The 19,723-nt window shown below is 72.9% G+C and carries 14 protein-coding genes and 1 pseudogene; 10 read left to right on the top strand and 5 right to left on the bottom strand.

Annotated features, from left to right (window positions below; translation table 11 throughout):
* Nucleotides 1-56 precede the first annotated feature (56 nt).
* Both ACFWJ4_RS16235 and ACFWJ4_RS16230 read left to right on the top strand, forming a co-directional pair.
* Nucleotides 57-3,554, top strand: coding sequence for a S8 family serine peptidase (locus ACFWJ4_RS16235; protein WP_380544175.1), 3,498 nt, complete (start codon nt 57-59; stop codon nt 3,552-3,554).
* 152 nt (nt 3,555-3,706) lie between these two features.
* Nucleotides 3,707-4,675: an alpha/beta fold hydrolase gene (locus ACFWJ4_RS16230; protein WP_380544173.1), complete on the top strand. Its 969-nt coding sequence runs from the start codon at nt 3,707-3,709 to the stop codon at nt 4,673-4,675.
* 13 nt (nt 4,676-4,688) lie between these two features.
* On the opposite strand, the gene ACFWJ4_RS16225 is transcribed toward ACFWJ4_RS16230, so the two are convergent.
* Nucleotides 4,689-5,924, bottom strand: a complete 1,236-nt coding sequence (locus tag ACFWJ4_RS16225) for an RNA-guided endonuclease InsQ/TnpB family protein (protein WP_380544219.1) — start codon at nt 5,922-5,924, stop codon at nt 4,689-4,691.
* Between the two features lie 55 nt (nt 5,925-5,979).
* Between ACFWJ4_RS16225 and tnpA the strand changes: the two are divergent.
* Nucleotides 5,980-6,380, top strand: a pseudogene (gene tnpA / locus ACFWJ4_RS16220) (IS200/IS605 family transposase).
* A 162-nt stretch (nt 6,381-6,542) separates the two neighbouring features.
* Here the strand turns inward: tnpA and ACFWJ4_RS16215 are convergent.
* The 3 genes from ACFWJ4_RS16215 to ACFWJ4_RS16205 form a co-directional block, all read right to left on the bottom strand.
* A complete protein-coding gene (locus ACFWJ4_RS16215) occupies nt 6,543-7,967 on the bottom strand; it encodes a VWA domain-containing protein (protein WP_380544170.1) in 1,425 nt (474 codons plus the stop codon).
* Nucleotides 7,964-8,836, bottom strand: coding sequence for a MoxR family ATPase (locus ACFWJ4_RS16210; RefSeq protein ID WP_359900970.1), 873 nt, complete (start codon nt 8,834-8,836; stop codon nt 7,964-7,966). The genes ACFWJ4_RS16215 and ACFWJ4_RS16210 overlap by 4 nt, the downstream gene beginning before the upstream one ends.
* Before the next feature lie 185 nt (nt 8,837-9,021).
* Complete coding sequence (locus ACFWJ4_RS16205) at nt 9,022-9,690, bottom strand: Tat pathway signal sequence domain protein (protein WP_380544167.1); 669 nt, start codon at nt 9,688-9,690, stop codon at nt 9,022-9,024.
* 564 nt (nt 9,691-10,254) lie between these two features.
* Here ACFWJ4_RS16205 and ACFWJ4_RS16200 point away from each other — a divergent pair.
* The 4 genes from ACFWJ4_RS16200 (at nt 10,255) to ACFWJ4_RS16185 (ending at nt 13,885) form a co-directional block, all read left to right on the top strand.
* Complete coding sequence (locus tag ACFWJ4_RS16200; RefSeq protein ID WP_359900973.1) at nt 10,255-10,983, top strand: TetR/AcrR family transcriptional regulator; 729 nt, start codon at nt 10,255-10,257, stop codon at nt 10,981-10,983.
* Nucleotides 10,984-11,172: 189 nt separating this feature from the next.
* The gene (locus ACFWJ4_RS16195; RefSeq protein WP_359900974.1) at nt 11,173-11,829 is read left to right on the top strand and encodes a DUF6230 family protein; all 657 of its coding nucleotides are present in this window, start codon (nt 11,173-11,175) and stop codon (nt 11,827-11,829) included.
* A 2-nt stretch (nt 11,830-11,831) separates the two neighbouring features.
* Complete coding sequence (locus tag ACFWJ4_RS16190) at nt 11,832-12,362, top strand: DUF6114 domain-containing protein (RefSeq protein ID WP_359900976.1); 531 nt, start codon at nt 11,832-11,834, stop codon at nt 12,360-12,362.
* Between the two features lie 287 nt (nt 12,363-12,649).
* Nucleotides 12,650-13,885 (top strand): globin domain-containing protein, encoded by a 1,236-nt coding sequence (locus ACFWJ4_RS16185; protein ID WP_380544163.1) that lies wholly within the window; start codon nt 12,650-12,652, stop codon nt 13,883-13,885.
* Nucleotides 13,886-13,949: 64 nt separating this feature from the next.
* Here ACFWJ4_RS16185 and ACFWJ4_RS16180 read toward each other — a convergent pair whose 3' ends face one another.
* A complete protein-coding gene (locus tag ACFWJ4_RS16180) occupies nt 13,950-15,353 on the bottom strand; it encodes a selenium-binding protein SBP56-related protein (protein WP_380544161.1) in 1,404 nt (467 codons plus the stop codon).
* Between the two features lie 109 nt (nt 15,354-15,462).
* Between ACFWJ4_RS16180 and ACFWJ4_RS16175 the strand changes: the two genes are divergently transcribed.
* The 3 genes from ACFWJ4_RS16175 (at nt 15,463) to ACFWJ4_RS16165 (ending at nt 19,667) form a co-directional block, all read left to right on the top strand.
* The gene (locus ACFWJ4_RS16175) at nt 15,463-17,775 is read left to right on the top strand and encodes a tetratricopeptide repeat protein (RefSeq protein WP_380544158.1); all 2,313 of its coding nucleotides are present in this window, start codon (nt 15,463-15,465) and stop codon (nt 17,773-17,775) included.
* 18 nt (nt 17,776-17,793) lie between these two features.
* Nucleotides 17,794-18,765 carry an alpha/beta hydrolase gene (locus tag ACFWJ4_RS16170; RefSeq protein ID WP_380544156.1) on the top strand — a complete coding sequence of 324 codons (972 nt, stop codon included), beginning with the start codon at nt 17,794-17,796 and terminating at the stop codon, nt 18,763-18,765.
* 107 nt (nt 18,766-18,872) lie between these two features.
* Entirely contained in the window at nt 18,873-19,667 is a 795-nt protein-coding gene (locus tag ACFWJ4_RS16165) for a fused MFS/spermidine synthase (RefSeq protein ID WP_359901057.1), read from the top strand.
* The last annotated feature ends 56 nt before the right edge of the window (nt 19,668-19,723 follow it).

Raw genomic sequence — 19,723 nt, 5'->3', positions numbered from 1 at the left:
TGATCCTCTCAGGTGCGTTGGAATGCGTCAGCTATCCATCTGACGAGAGGATTTATATGATCGGCTGGCGGAAAACCCAGCTGGCGGCGGCCGTCACGGTCACCGCCGCGTCGATGGTCCTGAGCCTCGGGACCATGGCGAGCGCGGCCCCGGCCCCCGACCCGCAGAACGCCCAAGCGGCGTCCGCGGACGGGGCCCCGGTGCCGGTGATCGTGATTCTGAAGGACCAGATCGCGGACGCCCCGGCCGACCACGGCCACCTGGGCGCCCGGCAGCAGAAGACCGCCGACGCGCAGGCGCCGCTGCTGAAGAAGGTCAAGGCGGCCGGCGGCACCGACATCAAGAGCTTCGTGGTCGGCAACGCCTTCTCGGCCACGGTCAGCCCCGCCCTGCGCGCCCAGCTCCAGGCGGACCCGGCCGTCTCCACCGTGGTGGCCGACGCCCAGGTCCAGGTCGCCCCGGCGGCCGCCGGAAAGGCGAAGGCGGCCAAGGACGCGGCCGCCGCCGGCGCAAAGGCGCCCAAGGCCGATGCCGCTCCGCAGGCCGTTTCGGGCAGTAACGGCCAGGGGGCGGAGGAGAACGCGACCAACACGGTCTGCCCCTCCGACCCGAGCAAGCCGCTGCTGGAGCCCGAGGGCCTCTACTCGACCCGGGCCGTCACCGGCAACGGCAAGCCCGGCGTGGAGGACCTGGCCACCGGCAAGGGCGTCAAGGTCGCCTACATCGCCGACGGCCTCGACCCCAACAACCCGGACTTCATCCGGGCCGACGGCTCGCACGCCGTGGTCGACTACCAGGACTTCGCGGGCGACGGCTGGGACGCGCCGACCGGTGCGGCCGAGGCCTTCGGCGACGCCTCGGCGGTCGTCGCCCAGGGCCGCCAGGTCTACGACGTCTCCAAGTTCGTGAACTCCTCGCACCCGCTCCCGGCCGGCTGCAACATCCGCATCCGCGGCCTCGCCCCGGACGCCGACCTGGTCGCGCTGAAGGCCGGCGGCGAGATGATGTCCAACTCCTCGATCCTGCAGTCGATCGACTACGCGGTGCGGGTCGCCCACGTCGACGTGCTGAACGAGTCCTTCGGCGGCAACGTCACCCCGGACAGCGGCGCGCACGACACCATCTCGCTCTTCAACGAGCAGGCCGTCAAGGCCGGTGTCACCGTCGCCGTCTCCAGCGGTGACGCCGGCATCAGCGGCACGGTCGGCACCCCGGCCACCGACCCGTACGTGATCGCGGTCGGCGCCTCCACCGACAACCAGAACTACCAGCAGACCGGCTACGCGGCCTCCCAGTTCTCCAACAGGACCTGGAGCAACAGCCGGATCTCCGCGCTCTCCTCGGGAGGCTTCACCCAGGCCGGCCGGACCGTCGACCTGGTCGCCCCGGGTGAGTCGGACTGGGCGCTGTGCACGCCCGACACCAGCAAGTACACCGACTGCACGGGCTACAACGGCCAGCCCTCGCCGATCCAGCCGTTCGGCGGCACCAGCCAGTCGGCCCCGTTCGTCACCGGCGCCGCGGCCCTGGTCATCCAGGCCTACCGCGACACCCACGGCGGCGACTCGCCCGCCCCGGCGCTGGTGAAGAAGTTCCTCACCGGCACCGCCACCGACCTCGGCGTTCCGGCCGAGGAGCAGGGCGCCGGCCTGCTGAACGTCCGCGCCGCCGTCGAGGCCGCCCGCGGCTACGACGACGGGGACGGCACCGACGGCGCGAAGACCGTCGTGGTCAACACCGGCCAGGTCGACATCGCCGGCGCCCCCGGCTCGACCCACACCGCCGACGTGTCCGTCACCAACACCAGTGACACCACCCAGACGGTGAGCGCCGCGACCCGCGGCTTCGCCCCGCAGTCGGGCAACCAGCAGACCGTCCAGCTGGACCCGTCCTCGAAGGACACCTTCAAGTACGCGACCAACGGCGCGGACTGGGTGCAGAAGCAGGTCAAGTTCACCGTCCCGGCCGGCGCCGACCGCCTCGCGGCCTCGATCGCCTGGCAGGGCGCGCCCAACCCGGTCACCAACGGACCGGTGGTCCGCATGACGCTGCTCGACCCCTCGGGCCGCTTCGAGACCAACACCCGTCCGCAGGGCGGCGCCACCCCGGCGAACTTCGGCCTGGTGGACGTTCCGCACCCGGTGGCCGGCGAGTGGACCGCGATCCTCTACACCCCGGCCGGCAAGGCCGGCTACAGCGGCGCCGTCCAGCTGGGCACCGCCACCCAGCGCGCGGTGCCGGCCGGCACCGTGAGCCCGAACACCACCGACCTCAAGCCGGGCCAGACCAAGACCCTCAAGGTCCAGCTCACCACCCCGGCCACCAGCGGTGACTCCAGCGAGGCCGTCCTCGTCTCCAGCTCCAACGGCAACACCACCAGCGTCCCGGTCGTGCTGCGCAGCCTGGTCCCGGTCAACCAGGGCAAGGGCACCTTCACCGGCACCGTCACCGGTGGCAACGGCCGCAGCGCCTCGCCGACGCAGAGCTTCGCGTACGCCTTCGACGTCCCGAAGGGCCAGAAGGACCTGCGGGTCGGCGTGACCGTCGGCAAGGACCCGAAGCTGCTCATGCAGGGCGCGCTGATCAGCCCGAACGGCACTCCGGTCGACATCGAGGGCAACGGGCAGTTCGACGCCCAGGGCAACCTGGCCGGCACCGGCAACGGCGTCTCGGCCACCGCCGTCAACCCGGCCGCCGGCCGCTGGCGGTTCGTCCTGAACGTGCTCGGCCCGGTCAGCGGCCAGGAGCTCGCCCAGGACTTCGCCGGCACCGTCGCGTTCAACCAGAACCAGGCCACCGCGGCGGGTCTGCCGAACGACGCCCGCACCAGGCTGGCGGCCGGCAAGCCGGTCACCGTCCAGGTGAACTACACCAACAACACCGTCGCGACCCAGCGGATCGCGGCCGACGGCCGGCTGGACCGCCGGGTCGACCTGGCGCTGGTGCCGCAGGGCGCCTCGGCGACCGTCAGCCTGCCGCTGAGCCTCAGCTCCGCGGTGCCGTCCTTCCTGGTGCCCCCGGGCACCGACCGGCTCAAGGCCGTGGCGGCGTCCTCGACGCCGGCGCAGATCGAGCTGAGCGCCACCACCGGCTCGCCGGACCTGTTCGGCGACCTGAAGAAGGCCCAGGACGGCTCGACCGTCTCGGTGGTCACCGACAACGGCACCGCCGAGCAGCCGGTCGTCCCCGGCACCTGGGGCACCTTCGTCCAGCAGATCGGCCCGTTCGGCAGCGGCTCCGCGCCCGCCGGCACCTCCACCATCACGGCCACCGCGCACACCCAGGCCTTCGACCCGGCGCTGACCTCCAGCACCGGTGACCCGTACGCCGCCTCGGTGAACGCCTCGGCCGCGGCCGCCACCCCGGTGACCGTCGCCCCCGGCGCCACCGGCTCGCTCCAGGTGACACTGACCCCGACCGGCCCGAAGGGCAGCACCGTCAAGGGCGTGCTGTACCTGGTGTCCGGCCCGACCGGCGTGGCCACCGCCAACAACGTCCTGAACACCACCGGTTCGGTGCTCGCGGCGATCCCGTACAGCTACACCGTGAACTGACGTCGGATCAGTTCTGTCCAGGCCGAGGCCGTCCCGGGATTCCGGGGCGGCCTCGGCCGCTTCCACCGCCCGGAGCCGGCGGGGTTCCGCGGGCGGTCGGCTGGGCAGGGTCGGAAGTGACGGCATGTCTTCACCGGATGGGGAGTGGCGAGTTGAACGACGCGATCAAGCACGGCGAGATCGAGGTGAACGGCGTCCGGCTGCACTACGCGGAGCAGGGCGAAGGCCCGCTGGTCCTGCTGCTGCACGGCTTTCCGGAGAGCTGGTACTCCTGGCGCCACCAGTTCGCGCCGCTCGCCGAGGCCGGCTACCGGGTCGTCGCGCCGGACCAGCGCGGATTCGCCCGCAGCGACCGGCCCGAGCGGGTGGACCAGTACAGCCTGCTGCACCTGGTCGGCGACGTGACGGCGCTGATCGGCGCGCTCGGCGAGGAACGGGCGGTCGTGGTCGGGCACGACTGGGGCGCGCCGGTGGCCTGGGCCACCGCGGCACTGCGGCCGGACCTGGTGCGCGCCGTGGCCGGGCTGAGCGTGCCGCCGCTGCCGGTGGGCGGGCCGCCGCCGCTGGAGGCCGCCCGGGCGGCCTTCGGCGAGGGCTACTACCAGGTCTACTTCCAGGAGCCCGGCCGGGCCGACGCCGAACTGGCCGCGGACGTCCGGACCAGCCTGCGCCGCATCCTGTCCGCGAAGTCGCCGGACGGCACTCCGCGCGTGTGGATCGTCCCCGAGGGCGAGGGGCTGCTGGACAGCCTCCCGGAGCCGGAACGCCTGCCGGACTGGCTCACCGAGGCGGACCTCGACGCCTTCGAGGCCGACTACGCCCCGCACGGCGAGAAGGCCTTCACCGGCGGGCTCAACTGGTACCGCAACCTCGACCGCAACGCCGAACTGCTGGCCGCCTTCACCGGGGTGACGGTCGACGTGCCGGCGCTGTTCGTGGTGGGGGAGCAGGACCTCGTCAACGCGATGGTCCCGCGCCCGGTGCTGGACCACCTGCTGAGCCGGGTGCCCAGGCTGCACGGGCACGTCCGGCTGCCGGAGACCGGGCACTGGACGCAGCAGGAGCGCCCGGCCGAGGTCAACGCGGCGCTGCTGGACTTCCTGGCGCACGTCGACAATTGACATCCTCACCCACCTAGAGGCGAGTGATTCCCGCCTGTCGCACCGTTGCCCGGTACGACTTCGGGTGGGTTCCTGCTTCGCCGCGCTGCGCCGGCACGAGTACCGGTCTCACCTGCGCTCCACAGGCCGGCACCGCCAGTCCGGCGGCCCTGGCGACGTTGACCGCCGCATTGATATCCCGGTCCAGGACAGCCTCGCACGCCCCGCAGGTCCACTCCCGGACATCGAGGGGTTTAGGGCCGTCCTTGACGCCGCAGTTCGAGCACACCTGCGAGGTCGGCTCGAAGCGGCCAATCCGGTGGAAGGCACGCCCGTACCGCACGGCCTTGTACTCCAACATGGTCACGAACGCCGACCACCCGGCGTCGTGCACGGACTTGGCCAGGCGCGTGCGGGCGAGTCCCTTCACCGCCAGATCCTCCACGGCGACCGCTTGGTTCTCGCGGATCAACTCGGTGGAGAGCCGGTGATGGAACTCGCGCCGCGCGTCGGCCACCCGTGCGTGCGCACGGGCGACCTTGATCCGGGCCCTGTCCCGGTTCTTCGATCCCTTCACCTTGCGACCGAGCACCCGCTGCGCCTTCTTGAGCTTCTTCTCGGCGCGGCGCAGGAACTTCGGGCTGTCGATCTTCGTGCCGTCCGAGAGCACCGCGAAGTGGGCCAGTCCGAGGTCGATGCCGACCATGGCGTCGGTCTCGGGCACCCGCTCACGGTCGGCGGCCGGGTCGGTCTCGACCACGAAGGAGGCGAAGTACCGCCCGGCGGCGTCCTTGACCACGGTCACCGTGGACGGCACCGACGGCAGCGAGCGCGACCACTTCACCCGCACGTCGCCGATCTTCGGCAGACGCAGCTTCCCGCCGTCGGTGATTCTCCATCCGGCGTTGGCGGTGAAGCGGACCGCCTGCCGGTTGTCCCTGCGGGACTTGAAGCGGGGTGGTCCGGTCTTCGGCCGTTTGCCCTTGACGCCGTCGAAGAAGTTCCGGTATGCGGTGTCCAGGTCCCGCAAGGACTGTTGCAGGATCACCGAGGACACCTCGCCGAGCCAGGCACGCTCGGGGGTCTTCTTCGAGGCCGTCAGCCGCTTGGACAGCTCGGCCGACGTGACGAACGGCAGCCCGGCGGCGCGGGCGTCCTCGCGGACACGAAGCGCGTCGTTGAAGACCACCCGTGCACACCCGAACGACCTCGCCAGCGACGCACACTGACCGACGCTCGGGTACACGCGGAAGGCGTACCGAAGCTGCACGACGCTCACCGTAGCATTTTGGTTCATGTCACCGTGATGGAATCCGAATCCCGGTGTGCGCACCGGCCGCCATGTCGTCCACAACCTCCACGTCCACTTGGTTTCGTCACGAAGTACCGACGCAGGGCCTTCACTGACGCCGTGCCGACCCGCTGCGAAGAAATCATGCGGGACGTATGCGCGGACTTCGAGGCCGAGTTGAAGCAGTTCAACGGCGAGCAGGAGCACCTGCATCCGCTGGTGCACCACCCGCCCAAGGTCCAGCTCTCCAAGCTGGTCAACAGCCTCAAGGGCGCCAGTTCCCGAGGACTCCAACGGGAGTACGACAGCCACGTCCGCCGCTACCTGTGGGGCGGCTGCTTCTGGTCCGTTTCCTACTTCGCGGGCTCATGCGGTGGTGCGCCGTTCACCGTCGTACGCCAATACATCGAGAGTCGGCAACGCCCGACCGCCTGACCTTCGCCCCGCAGGCGCAGAGAAATTTCGACGCTCCGCGCCTCCGGGCCGGAGATGGCCATCACCTCCGGCGTTGATGCCGGAGCACTGACCAAGATCAGAGGTAGACCCGGGGCGCGTCGGGCCCGGGCGCCGTCGAGCCCCCGCACCGCCGGACCGGCGTCAGACCGGCAGCAGGCGGGCGATCAGCTCGCCGAGGCGGCGCGCGTTGCGGCAGGAGTGCATCTCCACCACGCCCGCGTACACGAGGGCGGCGGAGTCGCCGGTCGGCCAGAGCGAGGGCTGCTCGGGGTTGAGCCAGAACACCCGGCGGGCCCGGCCGGCGATCCGGCGCAGCGCGTCCGGGTTGGGGTCGCGCTGGTTGTTCCTTGCGTCGCCGAGGACCAGCACGCAGGTGCGCGGGCCGACGGCGTCCAGGTGCCGCTCGGCGAACTCGCCGAGCGCGGCGCCGTAGTCGCTGTTGCCGTGGTAGCCCGTCACCTTGGCCTCGGTGAGGATCCGCGCGGCCAGGCGGGCCGGGTCGTCGTCGCCGCGCAGTAGGCCGGTCACCTCGGCGGTGCGGTTGACGAACGCGAACACCCGGACCTTGCTGAACTGTTCGCTCATCGCCCGCACCAGCAGCATGGTGAAGTCGGCGAAGCCCGCCACCGAGCCGGAGACGTCGCAGAGCAGCACCAGCTCCGGGCGGGCCGGGCGGCGCAGCCGGTACGCGGGGCGCAGCGGCACCCCGCCGGTGCTCAGCGAGCGGCGCAGGGTGCGGCGCAGGTCGATCTCGCCGCGGGCGGCGCGGCGGCGCCGGGCGGCCAGCCGGGTGGCCAGCTTGCGGGCCAAGGGGTGGACGGTGCGGCGCAGTTCGGCGACCTGGCCGCGCCCCGCGTAGAGGAAGTCGACCAGGTCGGCGGTGGGGGCGACGGCGCGTTCGGCGATCCGCTCGGGGCCGCGCAGCTCGGCGACCCGGCGGCGGGCCTCGCCGGCGGCCAGGGCGCGGAAGTCCTGGATGCGGCGGCGGATCTCGTCGGCGAGCACCAGGTCGGAGAGGTCCGGGGCGCTCCGCCGCTCGCGCAGGGCGGCCAGGACGCGGGCGAGCAGCGTCTCGGGGGCGAGCCGGCCGAGCGCCTGCTGGGCGGACCAGCCGTCCGAGCCCGGGGTGCCGCCGGCGCCGTACCGGCCGAAGGCCTCCACCACCTCGCCGGCCAGCCGGGCCTGGGCGGCGCGGTCGTCGTCGGCCAGCGCGGCGGCCAGGCGTTCGCGCAGCTGCTCGCGCAGCGGGTCGGGGCGGCCGAAGCGCGGCGGCTCGGGGTCGTCGGGGACGGGCGGCGGGTCGGCCCGGACGGCCTCCGGGGTGCCGACGCCGAGGGGGAAGAACAGGTCGAAGGTGGCGTCGAAGACGCTCCGCTGGCCTTCCGAGCGCAGCAGGGCCGCGGCCACACCGGCCCGCATCTGCTCGCGGTCGGCGAAACCGAGGACCTCCAGCACGGCGGCGGCGTCCACCGTCTCGGCCGGGCCGATCCGCAGGCCGTGCCCGCGCAGGGCGCGGACCAGGCCGGTGAGGCGGGCGGCGGTGTCGGCCCGCGGGGGCGTCGTCATGCGAGGGTGAGCTTCTGGGCGGCCTTGCGGACGTCGTCCTGGTGCTTGAGGATCACCCCGAGGGTCTCCCGGACGACCGTCTCGTCGAGGGTGTCGGCGCCGAGGGCGAGCAGGGTGCGGGCCCAGTCGATGGTCTCGGCGACGGACGGGGCCTTGCGCAGCTCCATCGCGCGCAGCGCGCCGACGACCCGGACCAGCGAATCGGCCAGCGTCCCGTCCAGGCCGGGCACCTTGAGGCGGACGATCCGGCGCTCCAACTCGGCCTCGGGGTAGTCGAGGTGGAGGAAGAGGCAGCGGCGGCGCAGCGCCTCGGAGAGCTCGCGGGTGGCGTTCGAGGTGAGCAGGACGAAGGGGCGGCGGGTGGCGGTGATGGTGCCGAGCTCGGGGACGGTGACCTGGAAGTCGCTGAGCACCTCCAGCAGCAGCGCCTCCACCTCGACGTCGGCCTTGTCCATCTCGTCGATCAGCAGCACCGTCGGCTCCTCGCCGCGGATCGCGGTGAGCAGCGGGCGGGTGAGCAGGAACTCCTCGCCGAAGATGTCGGTGCGGGCCTCCTGCCAGCCCTCGTCGCGGCCGGCGGTGATCCGCAGCAGCTGCTTGGCGTGGTTCCACTCGTAGAGCGCGCGGGCCTCGTCGATGCCCTCGTAGCACTGGAGTCGGACCAGCCGGGCGTGGCCGATCGCGGCCACCGCCTTGGCGAGTTCGGTCTTGCCGACCCCGGCCGGGCCCTCGACCAGCAGCGGCTTGCCGAGCCGGTCGGCGAGGAAGACGGTGGTGGCCACGGCCGTGGAGGCCAGGTAGCCGGTGGCGGCCAGCTGTTCGGCGGCGTCCGCCACCGAGGTGAAGAAACCCGTGCCGTTGTCGCTCATCCGCTCGCCCCGTTCCGGTTCGCCGTCTCCGTGCGGCGCCACCCTACCGGCCGGTCACTTCGCTGTCCCGGGGGTGGGCGACCGGGTCCGGGGGCGTGCCGCGGGGCCGGTCGGCGCGGCGGCGCACGGCCCGGTGAGGGTGCCGTACGCCGCCGCCGTCGGGACGGGCCGGGAGGGCCCTGGCGTCAGTTGACGAAGAGGGCCGGGCTGCCGGCGACCGAGGTGTCGAGGACCGGGCCGTAGGTGGCGCTGAAGTAGCCGGTCGCGAAGCACAGGCTCGGCCCGGAGGCCAGGGCGAACGGCTGGCCGGTGAAGCCGATGGTGTTGCCGGTGTTGGAGGTGGTGCCGTTGATCCCGGTGGTGTTCTGGTAGTTGCAGCTGATGCTGCCCAGGATGGTGTTGAGCACCACCGTGGTGCCCATCACGCCGGCCGCGCCGGGGGTGAGCTTGACCGGGTTGCCGGGGCCGTCGCTGACGGTGTTGGTGAACGGCAGGCTGGTGACCGTGACGCTCTTGACGCCGGTGACGCCGATGACGTTGGAGGTGCAGGAGCCGAAGGTCTGGGTGTTGAGCTGCTCGGTGGCGCTGCCCGGCGCGGCCGGGTTGGAGGTCACCGTCGCCGAGAAGGAGGAGGCGGCACACTTGACGCCGGTCGTCCCGGTGGCGCTGTTGTAGAAGGTCGCGGAGGTGCCGGAGACCAGGTTGGCGGTCAGTACGTCGCCGACGGCGACGGCCGGGCCGGTCGGGCTGCCGGTGGTCAGGACCGCGCCGGCGGCCTGGGCGGGGGCGACGGCCGCGCCGGTGAGGGCGAGTGCGGCGAGGGCGGCGGTGGCGAGGGTGCGGCTGATGCGCATGAGGGTGCCTCTCTCCGTCCGACGGACGGGTGGGGGAATCCCCGCGTGCGGGTGTGGTGGTGTGCACGACGGGGGAGGTGCATGGCGTACCGGAGGGCTTCGTACCGGTGGTTCGGCGCCGGTGGCCCGGTGCCGGGGCGACGTCCCGCGGGCTTCGGCACCGGCCGGCGTGCGGGCGGGCCCGGCGCCACGGGCCCGCCCGCTCGGTACGGCGGTGCGGACGTACGCAAGGGTGGGCGTACGGCGGTGCGGTGGTACGGCATTGCGGTGGCACGGTCCTGCGGTGGTGGTGCGGTGGCACGGTCGTGCGTACGGACGGCGGCGTGGAACACCAACGGCACCGCGCCGTTCGGTCGGGGACGTGCGGTGCCGTGGGGCACGTCGACGGCTGCCGCCGTCGCGCCCCGTCTCCGCCGTGGTCCCGTGGCCCGGGCGTTCGCCCGGGCTCCTCGGAGCCCCCGGGAGGTCCGGCCGGTGGGGGCCTGCTGGCCCACCGGTTGGAAACCTGTCAGTGTTGTAAACCCGGTGTTCCATCAATGTCAATACAGGACACAGGAGTTGGTGATGGATCGGAAGAACCTCCGTGGAGCCGACGTGGTCCTGCTGCCGGGCGCCCGGACCGGCCGCGATCCGGCCCGCTCGATCAAGCCCGGGCCGCGCCGGCTGCCCGCCGGCGTGGTCGCCGCGACCCAGCGCGAGCGGCTGCTGGACGGTCTGGTGCGGACCGTCGCCGAGCGCGGCTACCAGCACGCGACGATCAGCGACATCTGCCGCGCGGCGGGCGTGACCAGGCCGGTCTTCTACGAGCTGTTCAGCGGCAAGGAGGACGCCTTCCTGGCCGCGCACCGGCACGGCACCGGTGTGGTGATCCGGCGGATGGCGGCGGCCTTCACGGCCGAATCCGACTGGTGTCGGGGCATCCGGAAGGCGCTCGGCGCGATGCTCCAACTTCTCGCCGGAACACCGGCGTTCGCCACGATGGCGGTGATCGAGGTCGAGGCGGTCGGCCCGGCGGGCCGACGTGAGCGGGCCCAACTGCTGACCAGGTTCCGGGCGTTCTTCGACGAGGTGCCCCAACTGCCGGGCGGGGTCGACTCGAAGGAGATGGTGGACTCGGTGGTGGGCGGCGTCTACAGCGCGATCTACCGATGGATCGACTCCGGCCGGACCGAACAACTGATGGAACTGCTACCGGTGTTGAGCATGTTCTGCCTGTCGCCGTTCCTCGGTCCGGCGGAAGCGGCCGAGAGGATGGGGGTGCGGGACTGGCCGAAGCGGGTCGCCGATTGGTGAAGATCCCTTCGCGCACCCGTATTGACCCGGCCAATACCGGGCAGTAGCTTCCCAGTTACTTACCGCGTGCTGACCGGACCCGCCCCGCTGCCGAGGGGCGGACGGCCCGGTCGCGCCCGGGGAACGCTGTCCGCGCCAGGACAACGTGCCAAGTGCCTGCAGACCCATCCACCCACAGGGAGCACACACATGGCCATGTCCGAGGACGCCGCCACGGCGGCCGAGACCCCGCAGACGCCGAGCGGGCCGAGAAGAGGACGGGTCCGGCTGAAGCGCACCGCCCTGATGGCCGTCCCGGCCGTCGCCGCCGGGGGCGTCCTGATGGCGCTCACCGCCCAGGGCGTGCTCGCCGCCCAGTTCTCCATCTCCGGAATGCCGTTCACCATCACCGCGGACAAGCTGGACGGCGAGGGCTTCGCCCAGTTCGGCGCGCTGGACTCGATGATCCCCGACAGCCCCAACGCCGGCTCCACCGGCGGTCAGGTGCTGGTCGCGGTGTCGGCGATCAAGAAGGCCGAGATCACCAACCTGTGCCAGAGCGTCGACCTCGGCGGCATCAACCTGGTGATCCACGCGGGCGACGGCGGCACCCCCGTCACCGCCTCCGACCTCACCACCGACTCCGACCTGCTCTCCGGCGACGCGGAGTTCAAGAACATCGAGATCGGCGGCGACGCCAGCACCTACACCAAGGCCGGCCCGGTCGGCAAGGGCGGCGCCGGTGTCTTCGGCCAGCAGGCCGACCACGTCACCCTGACCCACCTGAACCAGCACAACTACGCGAGCACCGCCGTCGGGTTCAAGCTGCCCAACCTGCGGCTGAGCTTCAGCTCCACGGGCTGCTGACCATGACGGAGTCCGTACCGGAGCCGGCCGGCACCGGCGAGGGCACCGCGGCACGGGCCGAGGGGGTGGCCGCCGAGGGGACGGCGGCCGCGCCCGCCCAGGCCGCGGCGGCCACCGCCGCCGAGCCGACCGCGCGCCCGACCAAGCGCGACTGGCGGGGCAAGCGACCGTTCTGGGGCGGGCTGCTGGTGACGCTCGGCGGCGCCGAGATCCTGTTCACCCTGAAGGCCCCGCTGCCCGTCATCCTGCACATCGGGATGCAGGGGCTGGCCGGGTACCTGGTGCCGGCGGTGATGATGCTGTGCGGCCTGCTGATCCTGTTCAATCCGGCGCAGCGGCTGTTCTACTCCATCCTCGCCGTGCTGGCCTCGCTGGCCAGCTGGCTCACCTCCAACCTGGGCGGCTTCGTGATCGGGATGCTGCTCGGAGTCGTCGGCGCCTGTCTCACCTTCGGGTGGCTGCCCGAACAGCCGCTGCGCCAGGGCCGGCAGCGGCGGCTGGAGCGCCGGGAGACGCACCGGGCAGGGGTCTGACGACGGCGGTGCCCCGGGTCCTGGTGGTGGGAGAGCACCGGGGCGTGGGGCACCAGCCCGTCGCACCCGTTCCTTCGCGGGCGTCCTGCCGCGCGTGTCCTTCGGCGGCTGTCCTTCCGGGGCCGCACCGGCCCATCCGGGCGGTCCGGTCCGTGGTGGCCGAAAACCATCCCGGTCCACACGTACCAACGCAAGGGGTCGATGGTCCCGGGTTCCTCCGGGGCGATCGGCCCTTCTCGCGCTCGGCGGCTCGGCAGTTGACTGGGCGGGACATGGACAACAGCAGCATGAGCACTGGCACCGCCACCGCCACCGCCGAGTACGACCGCCTGATCGCCCGCCATCACGCGATGCGCCTGCGACGCCAACTCCTCGCCCCGTCCTCCTCGGGCGGCGGCGACTTCGGATACGGAGCGTACGGCGAGGACGGCGGCTACGACGGCGCCGCCGACCAGCACCTGATCCGGCGCGACCTCGACCTGATCTCCCCGCTCGCGGACCTGATCGACCACCTCTACGCGGTGATGTTCAGCCGTCGCCCGTATCTGCGACCGCTCTTCCCCGCCTCGATGGAGTTCCAGCAGCTCCACCTGGAACGGATCTTCCACCACCTGATCGACAACCTCGACCGCCCGGCCGAACTGGAGCAGACACTCCGCCAACTCGGCCGCGACCACCGGAAGCTGGGCGTCCGTCCGGTGCACTACGAGGCCTTCGAGGAGGCCCTGTGCGCGGCCGTCCGGCACCGGGCCGGCGAGCGCTGGACCGAGGACCTGGAGGGCGCCTGGGTGCGGATGCTGCGCTTCGCCGTCGGCGCGATGGTGGCCGGCGCCGACTCAGCGCTCACCGAGCCCCCGTACTGGCACGCCGTGGTGACCGGCCACGAACGCCGCCGCCCCGACCTCGCCGTGCTGCGGGTGCGCACCGGCGAGCCGTACCCGTACCGGGCCGGGCAGTACGGCACCGTCGAGCACCCGGCGCTGCCGCACACCTGGCGGCAGTACTCGATGGGCTGCGCCCCGCGCGCCGACAACGAGCTGGAGTTCCACGTCCGCCGCACCGGCCCCGGCGGGGTCAGCGCCGCCCTGGTCGAGCACATCGCCGTCGGCGACCGGCTGCGCCTCGGCCCGCCGCGCGGCAGCCTGCTGCCCGACGACGACGCCCGCGACCTGCTGCTGGTCGCGGGAGGCACCGGCCTCGCCCCGATGAAGGCGATCATCGAGCAGCAGACCACCCGCCGGCCGACCGGCCGCCGGGTCCACCTGTTCGTCGGCGCCCGTGAGCGCGCGGACCTCTACGACTGGCAGTCGCTGGCCGAACTCGGCCTGCACAAGCCTTGGTTGACGGTCACCCCGGTCACCGTCGGCGAGCTCGCCGACACCGTCGCCTCGGCCGGCGACTGGCGCGAGCACCTGGCCTGCGTCACCGGGCCGATCGGCATGGTCGGCTCCGTCCGCACCCGGCTGGCCGCGGCCGGGCTGCCGTCCACGCAGGTGCGGTTCGACCAGGCGCTGTACCGGTGACGCCGGCCGGACGGCCGTCGGACCGGCGGCCGCCGACCGGGCGGCCGTCCGCTCCGTCGGTGGGTCAGCGGTAGCAGTAGGAGTCGGAGGAGGCGTCGCCGCCCGCCAGGTGGGTCTGGTGGACGCGCAGGCCCCGGAAGTCGGCGCCGTGCGGGAAGAAGCGCTCGTCGATGCTCAGCCCGCCGGCCTCCGGGTCGGCGTCCAGCTTGACCATCCAGGGCTCGATGCCCTCCGGGTAGAACTGGTCGTCCCAGGCGCCGTAGAGCGAGTTGGTGAGGTACAGCCGCCGGCCGTCCCGGCTGATCTCCACCATCTGCGGCGCCCCGCTCAGCGGACGGCCGGGCTCCGCCGGGTGCGGGGTGCGGGCGGCGATCCCGCCGAGCCGCACCGAGCCGGCCAGGCGGGGGTGGAACGGGTCCGAGACGTCGTACTGGAACAGCTCCCCGGTGCCCCACGCCGAGACGTACAGCCAGCGGTCGTCCACCGACAGGTTGATGTCCGTGACCAGCGGCGGCACCGCGCCGAACGGCTGCAGCGCGGGCGGCAGGTCCTCGGCCTTGGCCGGCTCGGCGGGGATCTCGATCACCTTGCGCGCGGTGAACGCCGGCCCGTCCCGGTACCAGAGCCACACCGAGGAGGAGAGGTCCTCGACGTTGGTGACGACGCCGACGAAGCCCCACTCCGCCTGCGGATCGTGCGCCGGGCGCAGCTCCAGCACCATCTGGTACTGGTCGCCGAGGTCCACCCGCTGGAGGTGGCGCCCGGAGTCCAGCTCCCAGAAGTGCAGCGCGTGGCCGTACTTGCGCCCGAGCAGGAGGTCCGGCACCACCCCGTCCTCGACCATCGACGGGGTGCCCCACTCGCTGGTGATGCCCACGTTGGTGCCCAGGTGCCACCAGACGTCGTACGCGAAGTGCTGCGGACCGCGCTCGGTCTCCCAGGGGCGCAGCACCTCGAAGGTGGTGTGGTCGAGCAGCGCCACCCCGCCCGGCCCGTCCTCGCCGTCGGCGCCGCCGAGGCAGGAGAGGAAGACGCCGTCGGGGCCGCAGTGCAGGGTGTGCGGACGCGAGTAGCCGGCCTTGGCGGCCAGCTCCTCGGCCTCGATCGTCTTCACCAGGCGCGGGCGGACCGGGTCGGGCCGGGTGTCCATGACGTGCAGCCGGGAGGAGCGCAGCCCGGGCAGCAGCAGGTAGCGCCGCTCGGGGTTCTCGTGGCAGGCGTGGGCAAGGGCGCTGGAGCAGGCGTTCCAGCCGAAGTGGTGCAACTCGTCGCCGAGCGTGGGCAGTTCGGCGAAGTTCAGAACCTTCCCGTAGCTCGCCGAGTCCGGATCGGTGTCGACGCTCAGCAGTGCGTCCGGGTGCTGCCCCGACCGGTCGAACCCGGCCACGTACGCCAGCTTCTCCGGCGGAGCGGCGATCGCCTCGGCGGCCGAACGGTAGAGCGACGGATCGGTATGCCCGTGCTGCATGCAAACTCCCCAACTCGCCTGGTCTGTCCGGGAAGCGTTCCACAGAACCACCGGCGCACAGGAGGCGCACGAGAAGCGGCCGGGAGGCGCGGGCGGCTACCCTGACCGGGTGCACAACAGCATTCGCGGGGGGAACTTCCACGGCCCGGTCGTCCAGGCGGACACCGCGCACGTGACGGTCACCCCCCGGCCGCCCACCATCGCCGGCCTCCCGCCGCTCACCTCCGCCTTCACCGGACGGGAGCAGGACCTCGCCGAGCTCCGGGCCCTGCTGACCACGGACGGCCCGTCGACGGTGACGGTCACCGGCCTCGGCGGCATCGGCAAGACGACGCTGGCGATCGCCGTCGGCCGCACCCTCCTGGACGCCGAGCACTTCTCCGCAGCCTTCCTCGTCGACCTCCGGGGCTACGACGGGACCCCGGTCGAGGCCGGGCAGGCCCTCGACACCCTGCTGCGCGCCCTCGGCGTCCCGGCGGAGCACATCCCCCCGGACCCGGAGACCCGGGCCGCCCTCTACCGCGCCCGGCTGGAGCAGCACGACGGCGGCGTCCTGGTCGTCGCCGACAACGCCTCCGCCGCCGACCAGGTCCGCCTCCTCCAGCCGCCGTCCACCCGCCACCGCCTCCTGGTCACCTCCCGCGAGACCCTCCCCGGCCTCGGCGCCCGCCTCCACCGCCTCGGCGTCCTCGGACCCGAGACGGCCGTCGCCCTCCTCGACACCGTCGTCCGCGCCGCCCGCGCGGACGACGAGCGCGTCACGGCCGACCCGGCAGCCGCCCAGCGCGTCGCGAAACTGTGCAGCCACCTCCCGCTGGCCCTGCGGCTCGCCGCCGCCCAGCTCGTCCTGGACCCGCACCTTCGCTCCGACGAGCTCGCCACGGACCTGGCCGATCACGCCGCCCGGCTCGACCTCCTGGACGACGGTGAGGTCGGCATCCGCATCGTGCTCGACCGCTCGTACCGGAGGCTCGCCGAGCCGCAGGCGGAGCTGTTCCGGCTGCTGGCACTCAACCCCGGCCCCGACATCTCGACCGACGCCGCCGCCGCCCTGGCCGACGCGAAGGTCCGCGAGGCCCGCTCCCGGCTCGCCCGGCTCGTCGGCAGCGCCCTGGTCGAACAGACGGCGGGCGGCCGCTGGTACCTCCACGACCTGGTCCGGGACTACGCGCTCGAACAGGCCGGTCGCCACCGGGCGGCCGGCGGGAGCGCCCTGCAGCGCCTGCTGGTGCACTACGCGCAGACGGCCGTGGCCGCCGACGAGGAGATCGAGGCGCTTCCCGGAAGGCAGGGCCCCGGTCGGTTCCGTGACCGGGGCGAGGCCCTGGGGTGGCTGGAGTGCGAGCGGGCCAACCTGGTCGTGACCGTGCGTCTGGCGGCGGCGATCGGCCTTCCCCTGGTGGCCATGCCGCTGTCCTCGTCGCTGGTCGGCCATCTGGTCCGGTGGTGCCGGAACGACGACGCCGTCGCGATGACGACGGCGGCGCTGTCCGCCGCCCTCGCCGTCGGGATCAGGTCCGAGGAGGCGACGGCATGGCACAACCTCGGCTTCGCGCAGGGCCGGGCCCGACGGTTCGGGGAGGCGATGGAGGCCCTGCTGACCGCCGGCGAGATCTTCCAGGAGGTCGGCGACCGGAAAGGGGAGGCCTCGGCCCACGCGAACCTCGCCGAGGTCCTGGCGAGCCTGCACCAGCGGCAGGCGGCCATCGACGCGATCCGGTACGCCCTCACCCTGGTGCACGGCCGGGACGACCCGCGGTGGGAGGCCCGGATGTCGTTCAACCTCGGCATCCTGCTGATCGACGCGGAACGGTTGGACGAGGCCGACGAGACGTTCCGGCGGACGGCAACGGTCTTCCGGGACCTCGGTGACCGGAGCGGTGAAGGGATGTCCTGGGGCTGCGTCGCCCAGATCCTCAGCCGCCGGGGTCGTTACGACGAGGCGATCGAGGTCCATCAGCGGGCGCGGATCGTCTGCCAGGAGGCCGGTGACCGGCACAACGAAGCGCTGGTGCTGGGCGATCTCGGCGTCACCCTCGTCCGGGCGGGCCGGGTCGGGGAAGCGGTGGAAGCCCACGAGCGGGCCGGCCGCCTGCTGCGGGAGACCGGTGACCGCCAGGGGGAGAGCCTCAGCCTGCGCAACCTCGGCATCGCTCTGCGGCGTGTCGGGAGGGCGGACGAAGCCCTGGCGGCCCACCGGCGGTCCCTGGCCGTCTGTCAGGAACTCGGCGACCGCACCGGTGAGGGCAGCACCTGGATCGCTCTCCGAGCCGTGTTCGAGGACCTCGGCCGGCACGAGGAAGCCGAGGAGGCCCGTCGGCAGGCCGATCGTGCCATCGACGACGCCCACGCAGCGCTCTCCGAAAGCATTGCGATCATCACATCGCGCCAGGTCGGAGATACCGGGGTCGACAACGGCTGAGCCAGTACAGTCACCCTCATGGAGTTCCGTGAAGACATCCTGGGTGCCCCCTACGAGGCCGCCGAGCTGACGCTGCGGCCGGACGACGAGGGGGCGGTCTGCGCGACGCTCGTCCGCCGGCCGGTGCCCGGCGCGGAGCGGGCCGTGCTGTACATCCACGGGTACAACGACTACTTCTTCCAGACCAACCTCGCGGACCACTACACCGCGCTCGGTTTCTCCTTCTACGCCCTCGACCTGCGCAAGTACGGCCGCTCGCTGCGCCCCCACCAGTCGCCGAACTTCGTCCGCGACCTCACCGAGTACGACGAGGAGATCGACGAGGCCGTCCGGATCATCCGGGAAGTGGACGGGCACCGGCAGCTGCTGCTGAACGGGCACTCCACCGGCGGGCTGATCGGGGCCCTGTGGGCCGGCCGGCGGGCCGGGCGAGGGGTGGTGGACGGGCTGTTCCTCAACAGCCCGTTCCTGTCGATGCCGGCCGGGCCCGCGGTCCGCACACTCGGCGGGCCCGCCGTGACGGCGGTCGGGCGGCTGGCACCGACCCGCGTCCTGCCGTCCGCGCTCAACCCGCACTACACCCACAGCCTGCACAAGGACCACCAGGGCGAGTGGGACTTCGACCTCACCCTCAAGCGGCCCGAGAGCTTCCCGCTGTACGCGGGCTGGCTGTCGGCGATCCACCAGGGCCACCGGCGGCTGCACCGGGGACTGGGCATCGACGTGCCGGTGCTGCTGATGGCCTCGACCCGGTCCATCTCCACCACCAAGTGGCACAACGCGCTGCACCACGCCGACGCCGTGCTGCGCGCCGACGACATCGCCGCGCAGGCGCCGCGGCTGGGCCGGCACGTCACCGTCGTGCGGATCAAGGGCGGCATGCACGACCTGGTGCTGTCCGGTGCGGAGGCCCGCGCCGAGGTGTTCGCCGAACTGGACCGCTGGCTCGCCGCCTACCTCGACGTCGAGCCCGTCGGAGAGCACGCGTGACCTTCCCGCAGCACGAGGGTGCCGAGCACAACGAGCAGGCCGAGGACGACGAGCACGACGAGCCGGTGCCCGTCGGGCGGCGGACCGACCTGGGCTTCGCCAAGCTCATGCCCGACCTCGACCGGGACGGCGGCTGGCTGCTCACCCTGGACGGCACCCCCCAGTCCTACGTCGACCTCGCCGACCCGACCCACCTGGAGTTCGAGTACACCCGGCGCCTCGGCCACCTCGCCGACGCCCTCGCCCCCGCCGGACAGCCGCTCGACGCGCTGCACCTCGGCGGCGGAGCCCTCACCCTGCCCCGCTACCTGGCCGCCACCCGACCGGGCTCCCGGCAACGGGTGGCGGAGGTGGACGGACCGCTGCTGGAACTGGTCGCCGAACAGCTGCCCTGGCAGGGCCCCGGCGCGGACATCACCGCGACCGTCGGCGACGCCCGGGAGGCCCTCGCCGAGACCCCGGCCGGCTCGCAGGACCTGGTGATCGCCGACGTCTTCCACGGCTCGCGCACCCCCGCCCACCTCACCTCCGTGGAGTTCCTGCGGCTGGCCGCCGCCGCGCTGCGCCCCGGCGGCTGCTACGCGGCGAACCTGGCGGACGGCCCGCCGCTGGCCTTCGCCAAGGCGCAGGCCGCGACGGTGCGGGCGGTGTTCCCGTACGTCTGCCTGGTGGCGGAGGCGCCGGTGCTGCGCGGCCGCCGGTACGGCAACATCCTGCTGGCCGGCTCGACGGCGCCCCTGCCGGTGGCCGAGCTGACCCGGCTGCTCGCCGGCGACATCTTCCCGGCCCGGCTCACCGACGGGGACGACCTGGCGGACCTGGTCGGCCGGACCGCCCCGGTCACCGACGCCGAGGCCACCGACTCCCCGCCCCCACCGGACGGCGCGTTCAGCATCGGCTGAGGGCCGTGATCGGGGGATGTGTACGGCGTAGGTCATGAATCCGTTGTGCTCGCCGG

The sequence above is a fragment of the Kitasatospora sp. NPDC127067 genome, assembly GCF_042724755.1.
In the GTDB taxonomy this organism is placed as follows: domain Bacteria; phylum Actinomycetota; class Actinomycetes; order Streptomycetales; family Streptomycetaceae; genus Kitasatospora; species Kitasatospora lactacystinica.
The sequence above is the reverse complement of the archived record's forward strand: the minus strand, read 5'-3'. Positions and strand labels throughout refer to the sequence as shown.